This window comes from Paracraurococcus ruber, assembly GCF_004353985.1.
Lineage (GTDB): Bacteria > Pseudomonadota > Alphaproteobacteria > Acetobacterales > Acetobacteraceae > Paracraurococcus > Paracraurococcus ruber.
The window spans coordinates 1-6,535 of sequence record NZ_SMOA01000284.1 but is presented as its reverse complement, the minus strand read 5'-3'; the positions used below and the strand labels follow the sequence as shown (position 1 = coordinate 6,535).

Annotated in this window: 5 protein-coding genes; all 5 read left to right on the top strand. The window is 72.7% G+C overall.

Annotated elements, in window-relative coordinates; all coding sequences use genetic code 11:
* The first annotated feature begins 418 nt into the window (after positions 1 to 418).
* A complete protein-coding gene (gene ftsH / locus E2C05_RS27045; RefSeq protein ID WP_133222760.1) occupies positions 419 to 2,341 on the top strand; it encodes an ATP-dependent zinc metalloprotease FtsH in 1,923 nt (640 codons plus the stop codon).
* 211 nt (positions 2,342 to 2,552) lie between these two features.
* Positions 2,553 to 3,572: a dihydropteroate synthase gene (folP, locus tag E2C05_RS27040; protein ID WP_133222759.1), complete on the top strand. Its 1,020-nt coding sequence runs from the start codon at positions 2,553 to 2,555 to the stop codon at positions 3,570 to 3,572.
* A gap of 364 nt (positions 3,573 to 3,936) precedes the next feature.
* Positions 3,937 to 5,301, top strand: coding sequence for a phosphoglucosamine mutase (glmM, locus tag E2C05_RS27035; protein ID WP_133222758.1), 1,365 nt, complete (start codon positions 3,937 to 3,939; stop codon positions 5,299 to 5,301).
* Complete coding sequence (gene thiD / locus E2C05_RS27030; protein ID WP_133222757.1) at positions 5,298 to 6,119, top strand: bifunctional hydroxymethylpyrimidine kinase/phosphomethylpyrimidine kinase; 822 nt, start codon at positions 5,298 to 5,300, stop codon at positions 6,117 to 6,119. The genes glmM and thiD overlap by 4 nt, the downstream gene beginning before the upstream one ends.
* On the top strand, positions 6,116 to 6,535 hold a 420-nt coding region (locus tag E2C05_RS27025; RefSeq protein WP_133222756.1), incomplete at its 3' end, for a PhzF family phenazine biosynthesis protein. The genes thiD and E2C05_RS27025, both read left to right, overlap by 4 nt.

Genomic DNA, 6,535 nt, shown 5'->3' with positions numbered 1-6,535 from the left:
GGTGGCACCGCCGGTGCCGGCCCTGGCCGGCGCGGCCTGGGACGGGCGGTTCCGCCTGCTGGCCGCCGGCCGGCCAGGCGGCTCGCTGGGCGCCCTGGGCCCGGAGGCGGCGGCGCGGCTCCGCCCTCTCGCCCCCGGCTGGCCCGCCGCCCTACTTTCGGGTGTGCCCGCAATCCGGCAGCACGACATGCTGGCCGCGGTGCCGGCGCTCGGCTATCCTGACGCGCAAAGCTGCGCGGCCTTTCCTCTCGCCTTCGCACCGGCCGGCGGGTCCGTGACCGGGGGAGCCGATTGGCGGGGTCATGCGGCCCATTAACTGCCGGGCCGGGCACCCTATCTAAACCGGCAGGCACGGGGCATCGCGCCCACAGGGTCCTTGGCCCGGTTCGGGGCCATGGCGGGAACGGGATATGAATCGGTGAACAATTTCGGCCGTAACCTGGCGCTTTGGGTCATCGTGGCGCTGCTGCTGGTGGCGCTTTTCAACCTGTTCCAACCCAGCGGCTCCGGCCAGCGCGGGGCGCAGCAGGTCGCCTACTCGGACTTCCTGAACGAGGTCGGCGCCGGCCATGTCCGGGACGTGGTCATCCAGGGCCGCACCGTGACGGGCCAGCTCTCGGACGGCCGGACCTTCCAGACCTACACCCCGGAAGACCCCGCCCTGGTCGGCAAGCTGACCGAGAAGGGCGTGCGGGTTGTGGCGCGGCCGGAGGAGAGCGACGTCAACCCGCTCTTCCACTATCTGCTGTCCTGGTTCCCGATGCTGCTGCTGATCGGCGTCTGGGTGTTCTTCATGCGCCAGATGCAGTCGGGCGGCGGCCGGGCCATGGGCTTCGGCAAGTCCCGCGCCCGGCTGCTGACCGAGAAGCAGGGCCGCGTGACCTTCGAGGACGTCGCCGGCATCGACGAGGCCAAGGGCGAGCTCGAGGAGATCGTGGAATTCCTGCGCGACCCGCAGAAGTTCCAGCGCCTCGGCGGCAAGATCCCGAAGGGCTGCTTGCTGGTCGGCCCGCCCGGCACCGGCAAGACGCTGCTCGCCCGCGCCATCGCCGGCGAGGCGAATGTGCCCTTCTTCACCATCTCGGGCTCCGACTTCGTCGAGATGTTCGTGGGCGTCGGCGCCAGCCGCGTGCGCGACATGTTCGAGCAGGGCAAGAAGAACGCCCCCTGCATCATCTTCATCGACGAGATCGACGCGGTCGGCCGGCATCGCGGCGCCGGCCTCGGCGGCGGCAATGACGAGCGCGAGCAGACGCTGAACCAGATGCTCGTCGAGATGGACGGCTTCGAGTCGAACGAGGGCGTCATCCTGATCGCCGCCACCAACCGGCCGGACGTGCTGGACCCGGCGCTGCTGCGCCCGGGCCGCTTCGACCGGCAGGTGGTGGTGCCGAACCCGGACGTGTCGGGGCGGGAGAAGATCCTGCGCGTCCACATGCGCAAGGTGCCGCTGGCCTCCGACGTCGATCCGAAGGTGATCGCCCGCGGCACGCCGGGCTTCTCCGGCGCCGACCTGGCGAACTTGGTGAACGAGGCGGCGCTGCTGGCCGCCCGCACCGGCCGCCGCACCGTCGGCATGCATGAGTTCGAGCAGGCCAAGGACAAGGTGCTGATGGGTGCCGAGCGGCGCTCGCTGGTGATGTCCGAGGACGAGAAGCGGATGACCGCCTACCACGAGGCGGGGCATGCCCTCTGCGCCCTCAAGCTCCCGGAATGCGACCCGGTGCACAAGGCCACCATCATTCCGCGCGGCCGCGCGCTGGGCCTGGTGATGTCCCTGCCGGAGGGCGACCGCTATTCCAAGCACAAGTCGAAGCTGCTGCAGGAGCTGGCGATGGCCATGGGCGGCCGCGTCGCCGAGGAGCTGATTTTCGGCGCCGACAAGGTGTCCAACGGCGCGTCCGGCGACATCAAGATGGCGACCGACCAGGCCCGCCGGATGATCACCGAATGGGGCATGAGCGAGAAGCTCGGCATGATCGCCTATGGCGAGAACAGCCAGGAGGTCTTCCTGGGCCACAGCGTCACCCAGTCGAAGAACCTGTCGGAGGAGACGGCCCGGCAGATCGACGGCGAGATCCGCCGGATCATCGACGAGGCCTATGCCAGGTCCAAGCAGCTGCTGAGCGAGAACATCGACGAGCTGCACCTGCTGGCGAAGGGCCTGCTGGAGCATGAGACGCTCTCGGGCGACGAGATCCGCCTGGTGATCCGCGGCGAGCCGGTGGTGCGCAACCGTCCGGACGAGCCGGTTCCGACCGGCCGCGGCAGCGTGCCGACCAGCGGCCGCGCGCCGCGCCCGAGTGGCGGGCTGAATCCGGGGCCAGCGCCGGCGACCTAGGCGCAGGAGGGGGGCTCTGCCCCCCTCGACCGCCCGCCAAAGGCCGAAGGGCGTTTGGAAACCTCGAGTTCAACGAAGACGGGGAGACCTCCAGCGGGGGTCTCCCCGTCTTCGTTAAAGACTCCCGCCGGGGTCCGGGGCCTCGCCTGAGGCCCCGGCGGGGTGAGCGCGAGAGGGGCAGCGCCCCTCTCGCAAGCCGCGGAGCCCGCGCATGCGCTGGATCGAACCCCTCGCCCTGCTGGACGCGCCCCTGCCCGGCACGCTGCCGCTGCAGGGCGGCCCGCGGCATTTCGCCCTGGCGCGGCTGATCGAGGACGGCGCGGCGCGGGCCGTCCTTCCCGCCGCCGCCATCCCGCCGGACTGGCAGGACCTTCTGCCGCCCTTGGTCGAGGCACCGCTGCCCTTCGCCGGCCTGCCCGCCGGCCGGCCGCTGGTCATGGGCATCGTCAACGTCACGCCCGACAGCTTCTCGGGCGACGGGGTCGGCGCCGCCGCCGCCATCGCCCGGGGCGAGGCCATGCTGGCCGCGGGGGCCGACATCCTCGACATCGGCGGCGAGAGCACCCGCCCCGGCGCCGATCCCGTCCCGCCCGAGGAGGAATGCCGCCGCATCCTGCCGGTGCTGCGGGCGCTGGCGCCGCTCGCCCCCGTCTCGGTCGACACGCGGCATGCCGCCACCATGGCGGCGGCGCTGGCCGCCGGGGCGCGCATCGTCAACGACGTCACCGCCCTGCGGCACGACCCGGGGGCGGTGGCGGTGGTGCGGGATGCCGGCGTGCCGGTCGCCATCATGCACATGCCGGGCACCGACCCCCGCACCATGCAGGCCGCCGCCCGCTACGACGACGTGGTGCTGGAGGTGGCGGGCTTCCTGCGCGACCGGGTGGCGGCGCTGGAGGCGGCGGGCATCCCCCGTCACCGCATCGCCGTGGACCCCGGCATCGGCTTCGGCAAGACCATCGAGCACAACCTGGCCTTGCTGGAACGCCTGCCGCTGCTGGCCGGCATCGGCTGCCCGCTGCTGGTCGGGCTGTCGCGCAAGCGCTTCCTCGGCACCCTCGCTGGCATCCCGGAGGCGGGGCAGCGCGTGGTGCCGAGCATCGCCGGCGCCCTTTTCGCCGTCTGCCAGGGCGCCGCCATCCTGCGGGTGCATGACGTGGCGGAGACGGTGCAGGCCCTGGCGGTCTGGCGCGCCGCGGCCAGCGGCCACGGCGGGCCGCGGGAGGGCTGAAGGCGCGGAGGCGTGGAACCGCTCTTCGATCTGTCCCAGATTGGATCGCGGGAGGGCTGAAGGCCCGGAGGCGTGGAACCGCTCTGCAATCCGTTCCAGACCGGATCGCGGGAGGGATGAAGGCCCGGATGCGACCCCCGGCCTGGCGAAACCCGGCCGCCGCGGCATGCATGCTTGGCGGAACGTGGGAGCCGCGTCGGGGCGGAGGGGATCCGGGCGCGAGCCACCGCGCCTCGGGCATGGGCCTGGCGCGGCCGCCGGACATGCCAGACGCCCCGGGCACCCGATTTCCTGTCTGCTTGATGGACCTGGGGCATGGGTTTCGCTACTCCAACGCACCCCTGTTCCGCGCACTGGAACCGCCATGACAGCACCTGCCCGCCGCCTCTTCGGCACCGACGGCATCCGCGGCACCGCCAACCAGGCGCCCATGGATGCGGCGACCGCGCTGCGGCTCGGCCAGGCGGCCGGGCGATACTTCAACCGCGGCACCCACCGGCACCGGGTGGTGATCGGCAAGGACACCCGCATCTCCGGCTACATGCTGGAACCGGCGCTGACCGCCGGCTTCATCGGCGCCGGGATGGACGTGGTGCTGGTCGGGCCGCTGCCGACGCCGGCCATCGCGCTGCTGACCCGCAGCCTGCGCGCCGACCTCGGCGTGATGATCAGCGCCTCCCACAACCCCTACGAGGACAACGGCATCAAGCTGTTCGGGCCGGACGGCCTCAAGCTGTCCGACGGGCAGGAGGCGGAGATCGAGGCGCTGATGGAGGGCGACCTCAGCAAGGCGCTCGCCCCGCCCGCCCGGCTCGGCCGCGCCAGCCGCATGGACGACGCGCCCGGCCGCTACATCGAGGCGGCGAAGCAGTCCTTCCCGCGCGGCCTGACGCTCGAGAAGCTGCGCATCGTCGTCGATTGCGCGCATGGCGCCGCCTACAAGGTGGCGCCCACGGTGCTGTGGGAACTGGGCGCCGAGGTCGTGCCGGTCGGCGTGCAGCCGGACGGCTTCAACATCAACAACGGCGTAGGCTCCACCGCGCCGGGCAAGCTGGCCGACATCGTGCGCGAACGCCGCGCCGATCTCGGCATCGCGCTGGATGGCGATGCCGACAGGCTGGTGCTGGTGGACGAGGCGGGGGCGATCGTCGACGGCGACCAGATCCTCGCCCTCATCGCCGGGTCCTGGCATGCGCAGGAAAGGCTGCGCGGCGGCCATGTGGTGGCGACCGTGATGTCCAACATGGGGCTCGAGCGCTACCTGAAGGACCGCGGCCTCGGCCTGCTGCGCACCGGCGTCGGCGACCGCTATGTCGGCGAGAAGATGCGGGAGATGGGCTGCAACCTGGGCGGCGAGCAGTCCGGCCACATGATCATGACCGATTTCGGCACCACGGGGGACGGGCTGATCGCCGCCCTGCAGGTGCTGGCGGTGCTGGTGGAGGAAGGCCGGCCCGCCAGCCAGGTCTGCCGCCGCTTCTGCCCACTGCCGCAGAGGCTGGTGAATGTCCGCTACACGGGCGCCTCCCCGCTGAAGGACGGGTCGGTGCAGCGGGAGATCAAGGCGCATGAGGAGCGGCTGGGCGAGCGCGGCCGGGTGCTGATCCGCGCTAGCGGCACCGAGCCCGTGATCCGCGTGATGGCGGAGGCCGAGGACGAGGCGCTGGTGAACGACACGGTGGAGACGCTGGCCGAGGCCATCCGGTCCCGCGCCAAGGTGCCGGCGTGACCGCGTCCCCGGGTCGCGTCCTGATCATCGCCGGGTCGGATTCCGGCGGCGGCGCCGGCATCCAGGCCGATCTGAAATCCGTCACCGCGCTGGGCGGCTATGCCGCCACCGCCATCACCGCCCTGACCGCGCAGGACACCCTCGGCGTGCATGGCGTGCTGCCGGTGCCGACCGACTTCCTGCGCCAGCAGATCCGCGTGGTGCTGCGCGACATCGGCGCCGATGCGCTGAAGACCGGCATGCTGCACGACGTCCCGACGATCGAGGCGGTGTGCGAGGAGATCGCCGCCGAGGCGCCGGGCGTGCCGCTGGTGGCAGACCCCGTCATGGTTGCCAAGGGCGGCCACCCGCTGCTGCAGCCCGATGCGGTGGAGACGCTGCGGCGGCGCCTGCTGCCGCTGGCCAGCATCATCACCCCCAACCTGCCGGAGGCCGAGGTGCTGCTCGGCCGCGCCATCCCCGATGCCGCGGCGATGCCGGCGGCGGCGGAGGCGCTGCTCGCCCTCGGGCCACGGGCGGTGCTGCTGAAGGGCGGCCACCTGGCGGGCGAGCGGCTGGTGGACATCCTGGCGACGCGCGCGGGCCTGACCCGCTTCGAGGATGCGCGGATCGAGACGCGGCACACCCATGGCACCGGCTGCACCCTGGCCTCGGCCATCGCCGCCGGCCTGGCGCAGGGCATGGCGCTGCACGACGCGGTGGCGCGGGCGCGGGCCTATGTCCGCGCCGCCATCCTGGCCGCGCCCGGCCTCGGCCGCGGGCATGGCCCGCTGCAGCATGGCGTGACCCTGGACCCGGCGCGGGTGGCGGCGCCGTGACGCGGCGCTTTTCCTTCGTCACGCTGGATGTCTTCACCGACCGCCGCTTCGGCGGCAACCAGCTTGCGGTCTTCCCCGATGCGCGCGGCCTCTCGGACGCCGAGATGCAGGCGCTGGCGGCGGAGCTCAACCTCTCCGAGACCACCTTCGTCCTGCCGCCGGCCGATCCCGCGAACACCGCCCGCGTCCGCATCTTCAACCGCGTCGCGGAGATGCCCTTCGCCGGCCATCCCAGCGTCGGCACGTCCTTCGTCCTGGCGCGGCGCGATGCCGGGCTGGGCGACCGGCTGCGGCTGGAAGTGCCGGCCGGCATCGTCGGGGTGGAGCTGTGGCGCGATGCCGCCGGCGCCGCGACGGGCGCCGCCATCGGCGCGCCGCAGGCGCTGACGGTCGGCGCGGCGCTGCCCGTCGCGCCC

What these genes read in the sequence shown, in the direction of transcription:
- folP (WP_133222759.1), top strand. Translation starts at nt 2,553, where the DNA reads ATGCGCTGGATCGAACCCCTCGCCCTGCTGGACGCGCCCCTGCCCGGC.
- glmM (WP_133222758.1), top strand. Translation starts at nt 3,937, where the DNA reads ATGACAGCACCTGCCCGCCGCCTCTTCGGCACCGACGGCATCCGCGGC.